Source organism: Pseudomonas sp. 8Z, from assembly GCF_902506535.1.
GTDB lineage: Bacteria > Pseudomonadota > Gammaproteobacteria > Pseudomonadales > Pseudomonadaceae > Aquipseudomonas.
Map to the genome: position 1 here is coordinate 1,516,150 of NZ_LR733827.1, position 18,827 is coordinate 1,534,976.

Sequence of the window (18,827 nt, forward strand, 5' to 3'; positions counted from 1 at the left end):
ACGCTCGGCATCTAGGCTTGGCAGGCCGCGGCCAAACGGCCGGTCAGGCGTTCTTCAACCGCCGCAGGTTACCGATCACCGACTCCAGGGCTCGATCGAACAACAATGCGTCATCGAGCAAACGAATGCTGTTACGGCGGAACTCCACAGCCAGACCTGTGCGAGTTTTCTCCAGCACCTTCATGCCCGTGCGGTTGACGAACACGTACTTGCCGGTCGGCTTGATGATCGCAGCCAGTTTGCAACGCAGCTTGTGCTCTTCATCTTCCTGGAACTCGACCCAACTGCCGACGCGCAGATTGTCGACCTGCTGCACGGCGTCATCATCCTCATCGAGCAATGCTTCTGGCTCTTGCGGACGACTCTGCCCTGGCGCCAGCAGCACGATTTCCTCGACCACCTCGACCATCACCGGCTCGCCAGTGGCCTGCTCGGGCTCGCTGTCGAGCAGCGGCACATCGAGCAAATGCTCGCCACCCTCTTCAACGACAGCCGCATCGCCTACCTGCTCAGGCATCGGCCGCTTGAAGCGCTGGAAGGCCTGCACATGCAGCACCTCCAGTTGGCTGAAAAACTCACTGGTAGAGAACGGATCGAACGCTGCGCTGCTCATCCCCTCACGTAGCGCCTTGAGCAAGCTCGGCACCAACTGCAGCAGGCGCTGACGATCTTCCGGCTCTTCATGCGGCTCCACACTCCAGACCAGATCGTCCATGGTCTGCAGAGCGGCCTGCCATTCAGGCGAGCTCACCCCATGCTTGAGGTACGTCAGCATCAGCACCTTGCTCCAAGCCTCACGCAACAGGCGCACGACCACTTCGGGCAACGTCTTGCCCAGCAGCCGTTCATTCAGAGCACGCTCAACCTCTCGGCGGGCCAACTCGGCCTTGGCGCTGCCCTCTTCAGCATCGCGAGTGCGCTGCTCCAATAGCTCACTGCGCCGCCGCTCGTCACCGGTAAAGGCCATGAAGTCAGCCAGCAACTCGGAGAAAATCGCCGGATCATCGACGAAATCATTGAGCAAACGCTGCACCACCTGCTCAATACGCTGATAGAGGCTGTCACGCTGCACATCATCACGATCGACCCAGCCCAGCGCAGCGGATGCAATCTCATTGAGCAAGCGACGCGCGGGATGACTGCCACGACTGAAGAACGTCTTATCCAGCACGGCGACCTTGAGCATGGGGATCTGCAGACGGGCAATCAGCGCCTTGAGCGAATCGGGCAGCGTGCGATCGTCAAGAATGAACTCGAACAGCATCGACACCAGATTGATGACGTCTTCATCGACCTCGCCAACCACGCGGGTCTTGCCGGTCTTGGCACTGGCACGCGCCAGCAATTGCTCAAGCTGAGGGCGTAGATCGAAGTCATCGACGGCAACTTGCGCCGGAGCACGCTGCTGAATATGCGACAGCAGGCGCATCAGATCATTAGTCGAAATGGGCAAGGCATCGTTAGCATTGGCCCGGCGCGGCATGGCAGTACCACGCACCTCGGCCAGCAACTCCTGCAGCACACCAAAAACCTCCTGCACCCCCTCATCGGCACCCGCCAACAAAGGAATCCCGCCCTCAGCGTTAGCTTGAGCGGCCATTGCGTTCGTGGAATGCGACTGGCGACGCGGCGGAGCAGATTTAAGCTCAGGCAATACGCCCACATTCACCAGCACCTGGTTGGCTTCGGCGTAGAGGTTGTCGCAACTGCCCAGTACATATTTCTCGAACAGCTTGAGGATGATCAGCTTGACCTTGATCTCCACCCCCAGACCACTGCAGGCATCGAGAAAATACTCACAGAGCAGGTGTGGGCCGAGAGGGTTGCTCTTGTCATCAAGCTTGCGGCTGATCACCGCATTGAGACGAGTGCTCAGGTGCCCGAGTGCTACACCGTCGCGGCTGATGACCCGCGCAACCATGCTATCCATAGCCACGGTTTCTTCCAGATCATCGTTCTGCACCAGGCTCAGGCTATCGAAAGAAACCGTATCGAGCGTCGGTTGCGGCTTACCGATCTCATACTGATTCAATGTGGCGAACGCCTCGAAGACCTTCTGTAGAAAACCACGTTCGATGCTCTTGCGCTTGAGTCGCAAGTCACGCATGGCCTCGAAGAAAGCATTCTGCTCGGCATTACTCGTTGCCCGATCCGCCATCTCGAAGAGGGTGTCGTCGGCATTGTCGAACAGGCTCTGCAGGCTCAGCTTGAGCTGCTGCGCTGCTTTGTCACGCACCTGAATCAGCGCCACGGGCAGTCTTCCTACCGGCGAGGTTGGCGATTGCTCGGCGGCAGCCTTGTTCAAGGGCACCACGTTCGCGTCGGTCTTCATTCTAGTCTCCCGCAGGCTGTCCGATGCTTGGACTTCCTGGCCTGCACAGCGTCAACCGAGCGTCGTCCATAACGTCAAAGGTCTGACGTCAATAATGAAAAAAGTAAGGCCATTATAGGGGGGCCGTGTGACATACCAAGCCCATATTTAGCGCATCCATGAAGCAGATCACAGATAACCGAAAGACAGCTCACAACCGTGATAGTGCCGCTGCGACAAGCAATCAGCCTGCCCGCCCCGCCGACACAGAACACGCATCAATCAGGCCGCATGAAAACGCAACATGACCGAGTGCCGCCGCCTTCACACCGCCTGCAATACACGCCTGAGCACGTATAATCGGCGGCACTCACACTCTGGAGCCACCCATGCCCAACCTGACCCTCGCCGATCTGCACAGTGAAATAGAAACCAATGTTCGCCGCGCACTGGCAGAAGATGTCGGCAGTGGCGATATCACCGCCCAGCTTATTCCTGCCGAGCGCCTGGCCAGCGCCCGCATCATCACACGCGAGGACGCCGTGGTCTGCGGCAGCGCCTGGGTCGACGCCGTATTTCGCCAACTTGACCCAGAAGTCACCGTGCACTGGCGTGTGCAGGACGGTGAGCGCGTCAGCGCCGACCAAACCCTCTTCACCCTGGAAGGCCCGGCACGCGCCCTACTCACCGGCGAGCGCAGCGCGCTCAACTTCCTCCAAACCCTCTCTGCGGTCGCCACCCGCTGCCGCCATTACGCCGACCTGGTCGAAGGCACCCCGGTCAAACTGCTCGATACCCGCAAAACCCTACCGGGCCTGCGCCTGGCACAGAAATACGCCGTCACCTGCGGCGGCTGCCATAACCACCGCATCGGCCTTTATGACGCCTTCCTGATCAAGGAAAACCATATCGCCGCCTGCGGCGGCATCGCCCAAGCCATCACCACCGCTCACAGCATCGCCCCCGGCAAGCCGGTTGAAGTAGAAGTGGAAAGCCTGGAAGAACTGCGCCAAGCCCTGGAAGCGGGCGCCGATATCGTCATGCTCGACGAGTTGTCACTGCAGGACATGCGCGAAGCCGTACGCCTGAACGCAGGCCGCGCCAAACTGGAAGCCTCGGGCGGGATCAACGACAGCACCCTGCGCGTGATTGCCGAAACGGGCGTGGACTATATCTCGCTGGGGACGCTGACCAAGGATGTGAAGGCGGTGGATTTGTCGATGCGCTTGGCACTTTGAACAAAATAGCCTCGGATTTGACCACCTGACTGGATCAGGTGTGCCCATCGCTTGCATTCGACGCAACCGGGGACTGCGTCACACTTGGGCACATTTATCCAGATAGCCTGTCAGTAGGAGTGTGTTTGCACAGGTATCGGGCCTTTACACTGCGCTCGATTCGATCAAGACAGGGAGATGTTCATGGCAACGGACAACCTCAAAGACCCAGCTTACCCCTTCGATCAAGGCTGGAATGCCGAGACGGGCTGGCGGGCCGAGAGTGGCAGCAATCGCGACCTCAGTTGGGGCACGGATCGTGGCTGGGGCCGGCAGGCCGAATCGCCCAAGCTCAAACCCGGTAACGGCGGCGCCTCCTTCGCCGCCTGGGAAGAGAAAGTCGAGGCCAACCCCGAACTGACAAACTGGCCTGCGGCGGACACGCTCAAGCTTCCCGAGCCCTTACCGCCTGGGTTCTACGTGGTGCCACGCAGCATGACAGGTGAACAGGTGCTCGCCAGGTTGTTCGCCGATAAGCCTCATAAAGACCTGGTCAGCCGCATCAGGTCACTTAACCCAACCTTCGCTCAGGGCTTCAAAGCGGGGGAAATGTTCGTGCTGGGCAACCTGCTCAACCCCACCGCCTGTCTGCGCGAAGAAGCCGACCTGATGGCCGCTGCGGCCAAGGTGCATGCGGCCCTGGCCCCACTGAGCGAGAACGAGGCCAATTTCATGGTCGAGCATCAGGCTGAAATCGCCCTGATGGTCGACGGCGCCAGCCAATCGCTGGGCATGGGCACCGACATGCTCAGCAAAGGCTTGAAGCAGATCGAAGCAACGCTACGCGACCTCGAATTTCTCCATCAGCGCGAGTTCGCCGCCCATGGCCACCTGCGTAGCCAGCAATTCTTCGCCTCTCGCCAACAGTTGTACCGCCAGCTCGACAGCCAGTTGAAGGCGACCTTCCTCGGCAAACAATTGGGCCTGGGCAGCTACCCAACGCTGCGCCGTGACCTCGGTATTTCCACGCGCAGCCTGGTGCACCACTGGAGCAGAGGCGGCGCACCCGGCCAGATTCCGGGCTATGCCACTCACATAGACGAAGTCGCCAAGGCCGCCAAGTACCTCAAGTACGGCGGTCATATCGGTATTGCCCTGGGCGGTACGGCCTCCACCCTGAAGGTGCAGGAAGTGTGTCGTGCCGGGGATGCCCAGGCCTGCGAGAAAGTCCGTTTTACCGAGACGGGGAGTTTTGTGGGAGGGGTAGCGGGTGGATCGCTCGCTGTCGCCCTAACAGGCCCCGTAGCCGGTTCGATTTGTGCGGCAATAGGTATTGGCTCGGCTGGCCTGGGGGGTGTTGCTTGTGGCCTGGTTGTGGTTGGTGCTGCTTCGGTTGCCGGTGGTGCTGGTGGTACTGCAGGTGGCGAGTGGATGGGGGAATTCCTTTATGAGAAGACCAAACCATGACAGCGTTCTGGAGCTCATGGTGGGCATTCGCTTTCATGCTGGCCCCTTTCGTTATTGGTCTTAGCGGAGTCTTCATGATTCTTGTAATGTCCTATCGACACCTCGATACCATCCTCGCAACCTTTCCGAACAGCCCATATGTCAAAAGGCAAAGGGTTCTGTGGGGTATCAGCACCTTGCCTGCGCGCTTCATCCTGACCAGCCATCTTGCCGCGGTGGCTTTGTGGCCAAAGGGCTATATCAAACGCGGAGAACTCGATGAGCAGGAAGTGCGCAACCTGCCTGAAACGATCAGGCGCCGCATGGTGCTCGCCTGGTGGCTTTGCGCAATCGGTATGGCTTGGCTGTTTCTGGCGGTAGGCCTGCTCAAACTCACTGGAAGCTGAGTTATGCAGGCGCTAGATATGACCAAGCATGGCTAAGCCTGCGAGAAAGTTCGTTTTACCGAGACGGGGAGTTTTGTCGGGGGTCTAGGTGGCGGGTCAGTTAGCGTCGGGATTGCCAGCCGTCTTGCCGCAGGATCTATTTGCGCAGCTATTGGCCTTGGCTCTGGCGGTATAGGAGGCGTCGTTTGTGGTCTCGTCGTTGTCGGTGGCGCTTCGGTTGCTGGTGGCACGGGTGGCAGTTGGGCGGGTGAAGTGGCGGGCGAGAAAATCTACGAAACGCCCTTATCGGCATCGCCCAGGGCGGTCACTTATCGAGCAATTTTTAGCCAACATCAAGCTAGATAGCCTGCCCCACACATCGCTCATAGAAGGGCACCCCAATGCGTGCGATATGTTCGAGCAAGGCAGGGTTATCGATACGATCCTTGATAGAGGAAGTAATCTTTCATCAGATTCCAGGCCAACTCGAAAACAAACTCGAACGCCTGTATCAACCCTTGCCGCTCAAGCTCCGTCAATGGCCGTGTTCTGGCTAACTCCACAGCCCTGGTCAGCTGTGCGAGAGCTCGCTCATAGTTACTCAGGCGCTGCAACCAGCGAATATCTTGCTCGGCCATACCAATCCCCAACGAGCCAACAGGCGGTCATCATACCCCAGTGAGGCCATAGGCTAAGCCGCCCAGTGAAACGTCAGGAAAAGCTGACCCACATTAAGCCGCCACCTCGGCGCATGAGCCACACCCTGCAGCGAATCCCTATCAAGTCGGCCTCGCGCTCAGAAAGCATTACACCTGAACACTGAGCGGCAACGCCCCCATCAATTCTGCGGGGCGTCTTTCAACAAAACACACCTGGAATAATCGAGAAACTCATCCAGATGCTGGGTAATCACCACCACGGTAATCGGCAGTTGCAACGCCAGGTATTCATGCACAGCGATATTGCGATACCCCACCATGCGTTTGAGCGCCTCGGCCAGGCCATGGTCGATCCAGCCGCCAGCGGCGAGCAGCGCAAACACATCGCGTGCACTCTGTGGAATACCGAGACGCTCACGCCGAATCAGATGCTGCCCCATATCCAGTGCCGCTTCACAAGCGCGCTGAATATTCAAAATGGCCGCATCCTGACGGGTAAAATCCTCGGCAAAACTTGCCGGATCACGCTCGTATTCCTCCCGCGCCCGCCTGACGCAACGCTCGATGCTGGCAGCCTTGTTCAACAGCACATCATCAGCCATATACACGCCCATCTCGTTCGATATCTCGCAGCAGCGCTGCCCTGGCACGATCCAGTTCAAGCTTCTCGCTCAGCGCGGCACACTCGAACAAACCCGCCTCATCCCCAGGCGCAGCCCACCAGCGCTCACCTTTAGTCAGCACCTGCTGCTGCATCACGGTAGAGGCCCTGCGCAAATCCAGCAGATCGACCGGACAACCAGCCATCTCCGCCGCCTCGCCCGCCAGCGCCCAGAGCACCAGCGGGTCAGCATAGCCCTGCACCAACACAGCCAGATCGAGGTCACTGTGCTCATCTGCTGTACCGTGCACGCGACTGCCAAAAGCGTAAACAGCCAAGAGACCATCTAGCCGCGAGCTTAACAACTCAACCAGAGCTGCATCATTCATGATCAGTCTCCCTTTTATCCAGCCAGCGAGCAGTCTATCCCAACCATCCCGGGTTTCGCGCTGCTCTACCCAGGCTACTTGCTGTGGCAAACACTGAGCATCATTGCCCAGTTATCCAGCCCTGCGACCAAAAGCGAGGAAGCACCGCACTGGGATTACGCTCAAAAAAACGCTGAATTATCTCAGGCAAATCTAGAGCGTCCGTAATCAGCACATGCCCCAAAATGCCGACTACCATCACCGCAGCAGACATCATCAGATAAGACTGCTGCCCTACCAAGGGTTGGCACGAAGACCATCTAGCAAGTGCCAGTGCGACGACCATAGCCATCCATGTTTGCGTGTAAGGCATCACGAACACGCCGTCGACCTGAGCGAGCACTAACCCACCTACTAGTGCTGCCCATAAAGCAGCGTCCATTTCAAATGCGGGCTGATGCCGAAGAAAGCGGGCCGCACAGAAAACACCCCAGCCTATAAGACCTAAAACAACAGCAGCAACTGCTACCCCCCACTCAGACGCCCACTGCAACAACATCTGATGCGGATGAGCAGCAACAGAATTAACGTATGCAGAGAAGTGCATCGGACCAACCCCCAACCAAGGGTTGTCAGATGCAAGTTGCCAAGCCTTATTCCAGAGCACTTCACGCGCAGACAATCCAGAACGCAAAACATCTGGCAAAACGGGCACGATATCTAGATAAAAAGGCACAAAGAAAAAAAGCACCCAATACAACAAAAGCCCAGCCAAGGCTGAGCAAACTTGCAGACAAACAAACCGAACAAACTTAAACCCAATTAAAAGCAAAGAAAAATGCGCGACCAACATCGCCAGGATAAAACCTCGCCCCCCCAGCGCATAGGCAATGCTCCAATGACTGGCCAGCACACATACAACCAATATCGAAAGCCCTGGACGTCGCCCCCACAAATGCAAAGCGAGCCCCGCCAACAACGGCACCAGTACGGCCTGAAATTGCCCGAAAAAACGGGGATTGCTGAAACCACTAAATAGCGTGTAAGCATCGAGCTGATGAATGCCCGAAAGGAATGCTGCAGCGTAGCCCACAAAGAACTGAAAGCTCAGCACGCCTCCAACCACCGCAGCGATATACATAACTATCCACTGCTTTGACTCATCCGCGAGCAAGCGAGCAAGCAATAGTGAGAGGATGGCCAGACCAACCTGTAACGCCCACTCACGCGCAGCCCAGAGCGGAGTATCAGCCAATACAACCGACACCAGCCCCAGTAAAAATATGACCAATAGAGGCCTGATAAATGGCCCACCGATACATGACTTAGGGAGTAACGCAAAACAGCATGAGAGAATCAGCAAAAATAGCTGGGCAATACGCTGTTGGTCATGCCATGCGTAGCCCAATAACAAAAATACCGAGCTTGCAGAAAATAAAAAGAAGAAAACACAAAATAAAAAAACAAACCCCCGGAATAAACCAGACCCTTCACAATAACCCACCCCCAAATCACCCCCTCAAGCAACAAGCCAAAATAAAAATAAAACGCCCCGCACGAGCGAGGCGTTATAGGCTTCTGCCAAAAAACAGAAGCCACTCTCAAACAACCAGTCTATCAAGAACCAGAACGGCAGTTGGCAGGAAGTTGGGACTTATTAGAGTTGGTTCCAGTGCAAGCCCACTGAATAGCCTGTGTCGGAATAGTGCCAGCAGTAAGCGCAGCACCATTGGAGGTAGGGGTAAGAGTAATGCTGCCACCGCCAGCAGCCGCAGTGAGAGCAACCTGAATTGCACCAGCGTTGCTAATAGTAACGCCGTTAGCGGCAACGTTTGCAGTGGCTGCAGAGGTCGTCGGATAGCCTGTTGCGAAGGCTTGACCAGCAGCAGCATTTTCCGCAACAACGGTCTTAGCCGCAGAGGCAGCAACCAGCGCTTCACTAACTCGGGCGCGAACAGTGTAGTCCTGATAAGCAGGCAGAGCGATAGCAGCCAGAATACCAATGATCGCAACCACGATCATCAATTCGATCAGGGTAAAACCCTTTTGCATTTGAGCTTTCATACGTCTTCTCCGAAATTGAGTAGGCCCGTTGACCTACCATGGAGAAAGCACAGGGCGTGCCAACTCTTAAACCCCGCCCCAAAGCAGCGTTCAAGCAGCAACTCTCGCATAGAACCACACAACCCCCGACACTAACTGCCATTTTTTGTCACTCACCACAGCAGCGTTTGGCAGGCCGCCTGCAACTGGGCTATAAGGCTGAGATTGAGCGTGGAGCCCGCAATGAACGACAGCATTTCCCTTTCCGGCCTGGCCAGGCAATTGGCGCAAGCCGGGCTGATGGATGAAAAAGCCGCCCAGCAAGCCCAGCAGCAAGCCCAGCGCAACAAACTGTCGCTGGTGACCTACCTAGTGCAGAACAAACTGGTCAAAAGCCGCGCCCTGGCCGAGCTGGCTTCCGAGCAATTTGGCGTGTCCTTCTTCGACCTCAACACCATCGATAAAGAGAGCCAGCCGCGCGACTTGGTCAGCGAGAAACTGATACGCCAGCATCGTGTGATTCCCCTATGGCGGCGCGGTAACAAGCTCTTTGTCGGGCTCTCCGACCCGACCAACCATCAGGCCGTCACCGATATCCAGTTCAGCACCGGGCTCAATACCGAGGGCATTCTGGTCGAGGATGACAAGCTCGGTGATGCCATCGACAAGTTCTTCGAGTCAGCCAATAGTGGCATGGAGGATCTCGCCGATGTCGACCTCGACGGGCTGGATGTAGAAGCGGTCGACGATGACAAACCTGCAGGCGAAGCCGGAACCGATGCCGACGATGCGCCGGTGGTGCGCTTCGTCAATAAGATGCTGCTGGACGCCATCAAGGGCGGGTCTTCCGACCTGCACTTCGAGCCCTACGAGAAGACCTACCGTGTGCGCTTTCGTACCGATGGCATCCTCCATGAGGTGGCGCGCCCACCGATCCAATTGGCGCCGCGCATTTCCGCACGCCTCAAGGTGATGGCCGCACTGGATATTTCCGAGCGACGCAAGCCGCAGGATGGCCGGATCAAGATGCGCGTGTCGAAAAACAAAGCCATCGACTTTCGCGTCAACACCTTGCCCACCCTGTGGGGCGAGAAGATCGTGATGCGGATTCTCGACCCCACCAGCGCGCAAATGGGCATCGACGCCCTGGGCTATGAGGAAGCACAGAAAGAGCTCTATATGAACGCCCTCAAGCAACCGCAGGGCATGATTCTGGTCACCGGCCCCACCGGCTCGGGCAAGACGGTGTCGCTGTATACCGGCCTGAATATTCTCAATACGCCAGATGTGAATATTTCCACCGCCGAAGACCCGGTGGAGATCAACCTCGAAGGGATCAACCAGGTCAACGTCAACCCTAAGCAGGGCATGGACTTTACCCAGGCGCTACGCGCCTTCCTGCGTCAGGACCCGGACATCATCATGGTTGGCGAGATTCGCGATCTGGATACCGCCTCAATCGCCGTCAAGGCGGCGCAGACCGGCCATATGGTGATGTCGACCCTGCACACCAACAGCGCCGCCGAGACCCTGACGCGCCTGCGCAATATGGGCGTGCCGTCGTTCAACATCGCCACCTCGGTCAACCTGATCATCGCCCAGCGCCTAGCCCGCAAGCTGTGCAGCACCTGCAAGAAGGAAGTGGACGTACCGCGCGAGGTCCTGCTGGCCGAAGGTTTCCCCGAAGACAAGATCGGCACCTTCAAGATCTATGGCCCGGTTGGCTGCGATAACTGCAAAGACGGTTACAAAGGCCGTGTCGGTATTTATGAAGTGGTTAAAAACACGCCCAACCTGCAGCGCATTATCATGGAGGAAGGCAATTCAATCGATATCGCCGCACAGATGCGTAAAGACGGCTTTAATGATTTACGCACCTCCGCTTTGCTCAAGGCCATGCAAGGGGTTACCAGCCTTGAGGAAGTCAACCGCGTCACCAAGGATTAACCATGGCGGAAAAAGCTATCAAGAACAGCGCCTTCAAGTGGGAAGGCAAGGACAAGCGCGGCGCTGTGGTTTCCGGGGTTATCAACGGACAAAACCCCGCCCTTGTGAAGGCGCAACTGCGCAAGCAAGGCATCAACCCAACCAAGGTGCGCAAGCAGTCGAGTTTTTCCTTGGGCGGGGCTGGTAAAAAGATCAAGCCCATGGACATCGCCCTGTTTACCCGGCAGATGGCGACCATGATGAAGGCAGGCGTGCCCTTGCTGCAGTCGTTCGACATCATTGCCGAAGGCTTCGACAAACCCAATATGCGTAAGCTGGTCGACGAGGTAAAACAAGAGGTCGCCGCCGGTAACAGCTTCGCAGCCTCCCTGCGCAAGAAGCCGCAATATTTCGACGAGCTGTATTGCAACCTGGTGGAGTCCGGCGAACAGGCCGGTGCACTGGAGCACCTACTGGATCGGATTGCCACTTATAAGGAGAAAACCGAGGCACTCAAAGCCAAGATCAAGAAGGCGATGAATTACCCCATTGCCGTAATCGTGGTGGCAATCATCGTATCCGCTATTCTGCTGATCAAGGTGGTGCCGCAATTCGAAACCGTCTTTTCTAGCTTCGGTGCAGAACTGCCAGCCTTTACCTTGATGGTGATTGGTCTTTCCAATTTCCTGCAGGCCTGGTGGTTTATCTTCCTGATCGGAATGTTCGCGGCTGCCTTCGCCTTCAAGGAGGCAATGAAACGCTCGCAAAAATTCCGTGACTCAGTGGATCGTGCCGTCCTCAAACTGCCGATTGTGGGCGATATCCTCTACAAGTCCGCCGTCGCGCGTTTTGCCCGCACACTCTCGACCACTTTCGCTGCGGGTGTTCCGCTGGTCGATGCACTGGACTCCGTATCCGGGGCCACCGGCAACGTGGTGTTCAAGAACGCCACCAACAAGATCAAGGCCGACGTTTCCACAGGCATGCAGCTCAACTTTTCGATGAAAACCACCGGCACCTTCCCCTCCATGGCCGTGCAGATGACCGCCATCGGCGAGGAATCCGGCGCGCTGGATGAGATGCTGAGCAAAGTGGCCTCCTTCTATGAAGAGGAGGTGGACAATATGGTCGACGGCCTGACCAGCCTGATGGAACCCATGATCATGGCCGTATTGGGCGTGCTGGTTGGCGGCCTGATCATCGCCATGTACCTGCCGATCTTCCAACTGGGCGCCGTGGTTTAAATGCTCGCTCTAGACTTTCTGGCCAGCTCCCCGCTGGCCTTTGTTTTCTGTGCGCTATTGCTAGGCCTGCTGGTTGGCAGCTTTCTCAATGTCGTGGTCTATCGCCTCCCACTGATGCTCCAGCGTGACTGGCAAAGCCAGGCACGTGAAGTGCTGGAGCTGCCCGCCGAGCCCAAGCAGGCCACGTTCAACCTGATACTGCCCAATTCCAGTTGCCCTCACTGCGGCCACGAAATTCGTCCCTGGGAGAATATTCCGGTCGTCAGCTATCTGTTCCTGCGTGGCAAGTGCGCAAGCTGCAAGGCACCGATCAGCAAGCGCTATCCGTTGGTGGAACTGGCCTGTGGGCTGCTCTCGGGCTATATCGCCTGGCATTTCGGCTTCACCTGGCAGGCCGGTGCCATGTTGGTACTGAGCTGGGGGCTGCTGGCGATGAGCCAGATCGACGCCGATCATCAGATTCTGCCGGATGTGCTGGTACTGCCGCTCTTATGGCTGGGGCTGATCGTCAATGACTTCGGTGTGTTCACCAGCCTTGAAGAAGCCCTGTGGGGGGCGATTGCCGGTTACCTGAGCCTGTGGTCGGTGTACTGGCTGTTCAAGCTGATCACCGGCAAGGAGGGCATGGGGTATGGCGACTTCAAGTTATTGGCCATGCTCGGCGCCTGGGGTGGCTGGCAGGTATTGCCGCTGACCATTCTGCTGTCTTCGCTGGTGGGCGCCGTGCTCGGGGTCATTATGCTGCGCCTGCGTGGCAACGCTACCAGTACGCCAATTCCCTTCGGCCCCTATCTGGCCATCGCAGGCTGGATCGCCCTGCTCTGGGGTGATGCCATTACCTCTCGCTACCTGCAGTTCGCCGGGTTCTGATCGAGGTGGCTCGGGCTTGCCCGAGCCACCACTCAAGCAATAAACCCGCGCAGACTTTCCCCGCGCCGCGATCCGCTCTACCCTTGCGCCACTTCAATCCCCAGGATGCTTCCATGCTGCAATGGATAACCCGCCCGGGCTGGCCCGGCCATCTGCTCGCGATGGCGGGCGGTGCACTCACCACGCTGGCGCTGGCGCCCTTCGATATCTGGCCGCTGGCCGTTGTTTCCATCGCCCTGCTCTACTTCGGTCTGCGTGAACTACGCCCAGGCCAGGCTGCGCTGCGCGGCTGGAGTTATGGCTTTGGCCTGTTCGCCTCTGGCACCAGTTGGGTCTATGTCAGCATCCACGATTACGGCGCGGCATCGCCTGCGCTGGCTGGCGTGCTGACGCTGGGTTTCGTCGCAGGCCTTGGCCTGTTCTTCGCCCTGCCCGGCGCGCTCTGGGCACGCTGGTTCAGGCGCAGCGAGGCGCCGCTGCCGGATGCCCTGGCCTTCGCCGCATTGTGGGTGGCTCAGGAAGTCTTTCGAGGCTGGTTCCTGACCGGGTTTCCCTGGCTTTATGCCGGCTACAGCCAACTCAGCGGTCCACTGGCGGGCCTGGCACCTGTTGGCGGGGTCTGGCTGCTGTCGTTCGTGCTGGCGCTATCGGCAGCGTTGATCGTCAATCTCAACGCCCTGCGCCCGAAGAAGCCATTCTACGTCGCGGCTGTGATACTTCTGCTTGCACCCTGGGGGGCAGGTGTCACCCTGCAGGATCACGCTTGGACCCGCGCCAAAGACCAGCCACTGAAGGTTGCCGCCATTCAGGGCAACATCGCGCAGCATCTCAAATGGGATCCCACGCAACTCAATGCACAACTGGCGCTGTATCGTGACCTCAGCTTCAGCGCCAAACCCGTGGATATACTGGTCTGGCCAGAAACCGCCATTCCGATGCTGAAGGATCAAGCGCAAGGCTTTATCGGCGTGATGGATCGCTTCGCCCGCGAACGCAACTTGGCACTGATCACCGGTGTACCGGTGCGCCAACCCAACGCACGCGGCGAGATGCGTTACTACAACGCCATCACCAGCTTTGGTGAAGGCCAGGGCACCTACCTCAAGCAGAAACTAGTGCCCTTTGGCGAGTACGTGCCATTGCAGGAGGTGCTGCGTGGCTTGATCGCCTTCTTCGATCTGCCGATGTCCGACTTCGCCCCTGGCCCTTCGGATCAACCTCCGCTTTTGGCCAAGGGTTACCGTCTGGCGCCGCTGATCTGCTACGAGGTGGTGTACCCGGACTTCGCCGCGCAGTTCGCCGCACAGAGCGACATCCTGCTGACGGTGAGCAACGATACCTGGTTCGGCACCTCCATCGGCCCCTTGCAGCATTTGCAGATGGCGCAGATGCGGGCGCTGGAGGCCGGCCGCTGGATGATCCGCGCCACCAATAACGGCGTGACCGTGCTGATCGACCCACACGGCCGCGTAACGGAGTGGCTGCCACAGTTCGAACAGGCCGTGCTCTATGGTGAAGTGCAAGCCATGCAAGGGCTTACGCCTTATCTGCAATGGCGCAACTGGCCGCTGGCCATCCTGTGTGCATTGCTGCTGGGTTGGGCGCTGCTGGCCAGTCGCATGGCCAAGACGCTGTAAGAGCGACTGCAGTGCCCGTGTCACTCAGTGCAATCCGGGGAGTCGCCGTGCCATGACTCCCGGATTGCATCCGGGCTACTCGTTTTTACTGGCTACTTGAGGCTGTGGGCCATAGACGATGGGGTACGCCAGTAAGCCGATGACCTCATTGAGCAGCATACTGCTCTGCCAAATCGCCCTCGACTCCGGTAACCAGCCGCCCAACGGGCGTTCATAACTGGCGCTGAAATACCCCATAGGCGCCGTGACAACTTCGAACCCCGCCTGCTCGAAACTCCAGCGTGCCCGAGGCATATGCCAAGCCTGAGTCACCAGCACCACCCGGCGGATCCCTTGCGGCTGCAAGAGCTTGGCGCTGAATTGCCCATTCTCCCAGGTGGTTCGACTCTCCTCCTCCAGCCAGCGAATAGGCAGGCCGTAGTCACGCCCCATGCTGTCTGCCATCAGCGCAGCCTCGCTCGGCGGCTGCCCATAATGCAAACCGCCCGTAGCCGCCAAAGGCAGCCCAGAAGCACGGGCCAAGCGTGCGGCATAACGCAAGCGCTCCAGCGCCCAGATGCCGGGCTGATCCACGCTGCCCCAGCCAGGATCATTTTGCTCCCGCCCTGCCCCCAGGATGACGATGGCATCGGCCCGCTGCGCCAGCGTCGACCACTGCGACTCGGCCAATGCAGGCTCGCGCTCCAGCCATTGCGCACCCCACTGAGTCAACGCGGGCAAGCTCATCAAGCAGAGGCCGCCCAGCCCGGTAAAAAAGCACACGGCGGACACACGAGGGAAACGGCGACGCAGCCACCAACCTAAAAGGATCAGTAACAGCAGCACGCCAGGCGGCATCAACAATTGTTTGAGAATGTAGCGAATGGGCATCAGGCACCTCCAAGGTGCCCAAGCCTATCGGGGATTGCCGCTACGGAACAGCTTCGAGCCACAGGCCAGGCAGGCCTGCGCATCCTGCCCACGGTGCCAACTCACCGCCGTGCCGCATAACGCACAGCACAGCGCCTGACGGCGCTTGATCAAAGGCTTTGGCTTGGTAACACGTACGCCGCCGACAGGCTTGGCAGCACGCAACGGTTGCCTCTGAATCAGCGCCAGTTCCTCAGCCGCCGCGTGCCAGCCCCGTAACCACTGCAGATCATGATTGAGATAGGCGTGGATCAACTCCAGCTCGGCTGTACTCAAGCCATCAAGCTCAAGATCATGCCGTGGCTCGGCATGTAGTCGGCTGGCGGTTTCAGCCTCTTCAAGCGCCAGAGCAAGGCGCTGCAGCAGCCGCTCATAAAGACTGCTGGCGCGCTGCGCTTGTTGTGTATCGACCATCGAACACCTCTCCAGCCGCTGTAGCGCGGGGTATTGAATAAAGCGTAGTGGAGGCACTGCAAGCGGCCTGCCAGCGCGACAAACGGCGGGAGCAGCACAATCTGGGTTTCCCTCGATAGACGGCGCTCATGTATGCTACGACGTTTTCCGCAAGCCCCATTCCTTCAGCGCCAGAGCCATGCACGAACAGTACTCGCCCCGTGAAATAGAAGCCGCCGCGCAGTCCCACTGGGACGCGCAGAATTCCTTCGTCGTCAGCGAACAGCCCGGCAAGGACACCTTCTACTGCCTGTCGATGTTCCCCTACCCCAGCGGCAAGCTACACATGGGGCACGTGCGCAACTACACCATCGGCGACGTGATCGCGCGCTACCAGCGCATGCAGGGCAAGAACGTGCTGCAGCCGATGGGTTGGGACGCCTTCGGCATGCCGGCGGAAAACGCGGCGATGAAGAACCAGGTGGCGCCGGCCAAGTGGACGTACGAGAACATCGCCTACATGAAGTCCCAGCTCAAATCGCTGGGTTTGGCCGTCGACTGGACGCGTGAAGTCACCACCTGCAAGCCGGATTACTACCGCTGGGAACAGTGGCTGTTCACCCGCCTGTTCGAGAAGGGCGTGATCTACCGCAAGAACGGCACCGTCAACTGGGACCCGGTGGACCAGACCGTACTGGCCAACGAGCAGGTCATCGACGGCCGTGGCTGGCGTTCGGGCGCGCTGATCGAGAAGCGCGAAATCCCGATGTATTACTTCAAGATCACCGCTTACGCCGAAGAGCTGCTGAGCAGCCTGGATGAGCTCGATGGTTGGCCCGAGCAGGTCAAGACCATGCAGCGCAACTGGATCGGCAAGAGCTTCGGTGCCGATATCGTGTTCGACTACGACGTCGCCAGTATCGGCATCGACGGCCAGCTCAAAGTCTACTCGACCCGCCCCGACACCCTGATGGGCGCGACCTACGTTGCCGTGGCCGCCGAGCACCCGCTGGCCCAACGCGCCGCCGAAGCCAACCCAGCCATCGCCGCCTTTATCGCCGAGTGCAAGGCTGGATCGGTTGCGGAAGCCGACATGGCCACCATGGAGAAAAAGGGCCTGGCCACCGGCCAGTTCGTCATCCATCCGCTGACCGGCGACAAGCTGCCGGTATTCGTCGCCAACTACGTGCTGTGGGGCTACGGCGAAGGCGCGGTGATGGCCGTGCCGGCGCATGACGAGCGCGACTTCGAATTCGCCAACAAATACGATCTGCCGATCAAGCAGGTCTACACCGGCGAAAGCAAGGACTACGACGCCAGCACCTGGCAGGACTGGTACGGCGACAAGGCCGGGCTGACCAGCATCAACTCCGGCAAGTACGACGGCCTGGACTTCAGCGCTGCCTTCGACGCCATCGTCGGCGACCTCGAAGCCAGCGCGCACGGCGCCCGCAAGACCCAGTTCCGCCTGCGCGACTGGGGCATCAGCCGCCAGCGCTACTGGGGCTGCCCCATTCCGATCATCCACTGCGACACCTGCGGCGACGTGCCGGTGCCGGAAGACCAACTGCCGGTCGTGCTGCCCGAAGACGTGGTGCCGGACGGCGCTGGTAGCCCACTGGCGAAAATGCCCGAATTCTACGAGTGCACCTGCCCGAAATGCGGCGCACCGGCCAAGCGCGAAACCGACACCATGGACACCTTCGTGGAAAGCTCCTGGTACTTCGCCCGCTACGCCAGCCCGAACTACGACAAGGGTATGGTCGACCCGGCTGTGGCCAATCATTGGCTGCCGGTGGATCAGTACATCGGTGGCATCGAGCACGCCATCCTGCACCTTTTGTACGCGCGCTTCTTCCACAAGCTGATGCGCGACGAAGGTTTGGTGTCATCGAATGAGCCGTTCAAGAACCTGCTGACCCAGGGCATGGTGGTCGCCGAGACCTATTACCGCACCCTGGAAAACGGCGGCAAAGACTGGTTCAACCCGGCCGACGTGGAAGTCGAGCGTGACGCCAAGGCCAAGGTCATCGGCGCCAAGCTCAAGAGCGACGGCTTGGCCGTGGAAATCGGCGGCACCGAGAAGATGTCCAAGTCGAAGAACAACGGCGTCGACCCACAGGACATGATCGACGCTTACGGCGCCGACACCTGCCGCCTGTTCATGATGTTCGCCTCGCCGCCCGACCAGAGCTGCGAATGGTCGGATGCCGGTGTCGAAGGCGCCAACCGCTTCCTGCGCCGCGTCTGGCGCCTGGCTCACGGCCATGTCGCCGCGGGCCTGCCGGGCAAGCTGGATGTCAGCAGCCTCAACGACGAGCAGAAGGCCGTGCGCCGCGCCATCCACCTGGCGATCAAGCAGGCCAGCAACGATATCGGCCAGCACCACAAGTTCAACACTGCCGTCGCCCAGGTGATGACGCTGATGAACGTGCTGGAAAAGGCTGCCACTGCGACCGAACAGGATCGCGCGCTTCTGCACGAAGGCCTGCAAGTCGTCACCCTGCTGCTGGCACCGATCACCCCGCATATCAGCCACGAGCTGTGGCAGCGTTTGGGTCACAGCGATGCGGTGATCGACGCAAAATGGCCGCAGGTCGATGAAGCCGCACTGGTGCAGGACAGCCTGACCCTGGTGGTGCAGGTCAACGGCAAGCTGCGCGGCCAAATCGAGGTAGCCGCCAGCGCCAGCCGCGAAGAAGTGGAAGCCATGGCCCGCGCCAACGAGAACGTGCTGCGCTTCACCGAAGGGCTGAGCATCCGCAAGGTCATCGTGGTGCCGGGCAAGCTGGTCAACATCGTCGCCAACTGATTAAG

General features: G+C 59.0%; 16 protein-coding genes. 8 read left to right on the forward strand and 8 right to left on the reverse strand.

The features are described from left to right. Positions 1 to 43: 43 nt before the first annotated feature. A complete protein-coding gene (locus tag AERO9A_RS19845) occupies positions 44 to 2,332 on the reverse strand; it encodes a DUF1631 domain-containing protein (RefSeq protein WP_159973627.1) in 2,289 nt (762 codons plus the stop codon). Between the two features lie 368 nt (positions 2,333 to 2,700). Here AERO9A_RS19845 and nadC point away from each other — a divergent pair, with 368 nt between their 5' ends. The 3 genes from nadC (at position 2,701) to AERO9A_RS19860 (ending at position 5,381) form a co-directional block, all read left to right on the forward strand. Then, complete coding sequence (gene nadC / locus AERO9A_RS19850) at positions 2,701 to 3,549, forward strand: carboxylating nicotinate-nucleotide diphosphorylase (protein ID WP_159973628.1); 849 nt, start codon at positions 2,701 to 2,703, stop codon at positions 3,547 to 3,549. 183 nt (positions 3,550 to 3,732) lie between these two features. Next, positions 3,733 to 4,995 (forward strand): hypothetical protein, encoded by a 1,263-nt coding sequence (locus AERO9A_RS19855; RefSeq protein ID WP_159973629.1) that lies wholly within the window; start codon positions 3,733 to 3,735, stop codon positions 4,993 to 4,995. Next, positions 4,992 to 5,381 (forward strand): hypothetical protein, encoded by a 390-nt coding sequence (locus tag AERO9A_RS19860; protein ID WP_159973630.1) that lies wholly within the window; start codon positions 4,992 to 4,994, stop codon positions 5,379 to 5,381. Before AERO9A_RS19855 ends, AERO9A_RS19860 begins: the two co-directional genes overlap by 4 nt. Positions 5,382 to 5,791: 410 nt before the next feature. Here the strand turns inward: AERO9A_RS19860 and AERO9A_RS19865 are convergent, their stop codons facing one another. From AERO9A_RS19865 to AERO9A_RS19885, 5 genes are all read right to left on the reverse strand, one after another. After that, positions 5,792 to 5,998, reverse strand: coding sequence for a nucleotidyltransferase substrate binding protein (locus AERO9A_RS19865; RefSeq protein WP_256666014.1), 207 nt, complete (start codon positions 5,996 to 5,998; stop codon positions 5,792 to 5,794). 200 nt (positions 5,999 to 6,198) lie between these two features. Beyond that, entirely contained in the window at positions 6,199 to 6,621 is a 423-nt protein-coding gene (locus tag AERO9A_RS19870; RefSeq protein ID WP_159974114.1) for a DUF86 domain-containing protein, read from the reverse strand. After that, entirely contained in the window at positions 6,614 to 7,009 is a 396-nt protein-coding gene (locus tag AERO9A_RS19875; protein WP_159973631.1) for a nucleotidyltransferase domain-containing protein, read from the reverse strand. The genes AERO9A_RS19870 and AERO9A_RS19875 overlap by 8 nt, the downstream gene beginning before the upstream one ends. A 100-nt stretch (positions 7,010 to 7,109) precedes the next feature. Next, positions 7,110 to 8,492, reverse strand: a complete 1,383-nt coding sequence (locus AERO9A_RS19880) for an O-antigen ligase (RefSeq protein WP_159973632.1) — start codon at positions 8,490 to 8,492, stop codon at positions 7,110 to 7,112. A 113-nt stretch (positions 8,493 to 8,605) separates the two neighbouring features. Continuing rightward, the gene (locus tag AERO9A_RS19885; protein WP_159973633.1) at positions 8,606 to 9,052 is read right to left on the reverse strand and encodes a pilin; all 447 of its coding nucleotides are present in this window, start codon (positions 9,050 to 9,052) and stop codon (positions 8,606 to 8,608) included. Between the two features lie 222 nt (positions 9,053 to 9,274). On the opposite strand from AERO9A_RS19885, the gene pilB reads away from it, so the two are divergent. The 4 genes from pilB (at position 9,275) to lnt (ending at position 14,708) form a co-directional block, all read left to right on the forward strand. After that, positions 9,275 to 10,978, forward strand: a complete 1,704-nt coding sequence (gene pilB / locus AERO9A_RS19890) for a type IV-A pilus assembly ATPase PilB (protein WP_159973634.1) — start codon at positions 9,275 to 9,277, stop codon at positions 10,976 to 10,978. Positions 10,979 to 10,980: 2 nt separating this feature from the next. Continuing rightward, positions 10,981 to 12,201, forward strand: a complete 1,221-nt coding sequence (locus tag AERO9A_RS19895; protein ID WP_159973635.1) for a type II secretion system F family protein — start codon at positions 10,981 to 10,983, stop codon at positions 12,199 to 12,201. Continuing rightward, entirely contained in the window at positions 12,202 to 13,071 is an 870-nt protein-coding gene (locus AERO9A_RS19900) for an A24 family peptidase (protein WP_159973636.1), read from the forward strand. Between the two features lie 116 nt (positions 13,072 to 13,187). Continuing rightward, positions 13,188 to 14,708 carry an apolipoprotein N-acyltransferase gene (gene lnt / locus AERO9A_RS19905; protein ID WP_178111195.1) on the forward strand — a complete coding sequence of 507 codons (1,521 nt, stop codon included), beginning with the start codon at positions 13,188 to 13,190 and terminating at the stop codon, positions 14,706 to 14,708. A gap of 75 nt (positions 14,709 to 14,783) precedes the next feature. On the opposite strand, the gene AERO9A_RS19910 is transcribed toward lnt, so the two are convergent. Together AERO9A_RS19910 and AERO9A_RS19915 are read right to left on the reverse strand one after the other, a co-directional pair. Continuing rightward, on the reverse strand, positions 14,784 to 15,578 hold the full coding sequence (locus AERO9A_RS19910; RefSeq protein ID WP_159973638.1) for a YdcF family protein: 795 nt from the start codon (positions 15,576 to 15,578) through the stop codon (positions 14,784 to 14,786). Positions 15,579 to 15,602: 24 nt separating this feature from the next. Further along, complete coding sequence (locus tag AERO9A_RS19915) at positions 15,603 to 16,031, reverse strand: hypothetical protein (protein WP_159973639.1); 429 nt, start codon at positions 16,029 to 16,031, stop codon at positions 15,603 to 15,605. 178 nt (positions 16,032 to 16,209) lie between these two features. On the opposite strand from AERO9A_RS19915, the gene leuS reads away from it, so the two are divergent. After that, on the forward strand, positions 16,210 to 18,822 hold the full coding sequence (gene leuS, locus AERO9A_RS19920; protein WP_159973640.1) for a leucine--tRNA ligase: 2,613 nt from the start codon (positions 16,210 to 16,212) through the stop codon (positions 18,820 to 18,822). The last annotated feature ends 5 nt before the right edge of the window (positions 18,823 to 18,827 follow it).

What these genes read in the sequence shown, in the direction of transcription:
- AERO9A_RS19845 (WP_159973627.1), bottom strand. Translation starts at nt 2,332, where the DNA reads ATGAAGACCGACGCGAACGTGGTGCCCTTGAACAAGGCTGCCGCCGAG.
- nadC (WP_159973628.1), top strand. Translation starts at nt 2,701, where the DNA reads ATGCCCAACCTGACCCTCGCCGATCTGCACAGTGAAATAGAAACCAAT.
- AERO9A_RS19855 (WP_159973629.1), top strand. Translation starts at nt 3,733, where the DNA reads ATGGCAACGGACAACCTCAAAGACCCAGCTTACCCCTTCGATCAAGGC.
- AERO9A_RS19860 (WP_159973630.1), top strand. Translation starts at nt 4,992, where the DNA reads ATGACAGCGTTCTGGAGCTCATGGTGGGCATTCGCTTTCATGCTGGCC.
- AERO9A_RS19865 (WP_256666014.1), bottom strand. Translation starts at nt 5,998, where the DNA reads ATGGCCGAGCAAGATATTCGCTGGTTGCAGCGCCTGAGTAACTATGAG.
- AERO9A_RS19870 (WP_159974114.1), bottom strand. Translation starts at nt 6,621, where the DNA reads ATGGCTGATGATGTGCTGTTGAACAAGGCTGCCAGCATCGAGCGTTGC.
- AERO9A_RS19875 (WP_159973631.1), bottom strand. Translation starts at nt 7,009, where the DNA reads ATGAATGATGCAGCTCTGGTTGAGTTGTTAAGCTCGCGGCTAGATGGT.
- AERO9A_RS19885 (WP_159973633.1), bottom strand. Translation starts at nt 9,052, where the DNA reads ATGAAAGCTCAAATGCAAAAGGGTTTTACCCTGATCGAATTGATGATC.
- pilB (WP_159973634.1), top strand. Translation starts at nt 9,275, where the DNA reads ATGAACGACAGCATTTCCCTTTCCGGCCTGGCCAGGCAATTGGCGCAA.
- AERO9A_RS19895 (WP_159973635.1), top strand. Translation starts at nt 10,981, where the DNA reads ATGGCGGAAAAAGCTATCAAGAACAGCGCCTTCAAGTGGGAAGGCAAG.
- AERO9A_RS19900 (WP_159973636.1), top strand. Translation starts at nt 12,202, where the DNA reads ATGCTCGCTCTAGACTTTCTGGCCAGCTCCCCGCTGGCCTTTGTTTTC.
- AERO9A_RS19910 (WP_159973638.1), bottom strand. Translation starts at nt 15,578, where the DNA reads ATGCCCATTCGCTACATTCTCAAACAATTGTTGATGCCGCCTGGCGTG.
- AERO9A_RS19915 (WP_159973639.1), bottom strand. Translation starts at nt 16,031, where the DNA reads ATGGTCGATACACAACAAGCGCAGCGCGCCAGCAGTCTTTATGAGCGG.
- leuS (WP_159973640.1), top strand. Translation starts at nt 16,210, where the DNA reads ATGCACGAACAGTACTCGCCCCGTGAAATAGAAGCCGCCGCGCAGTCC.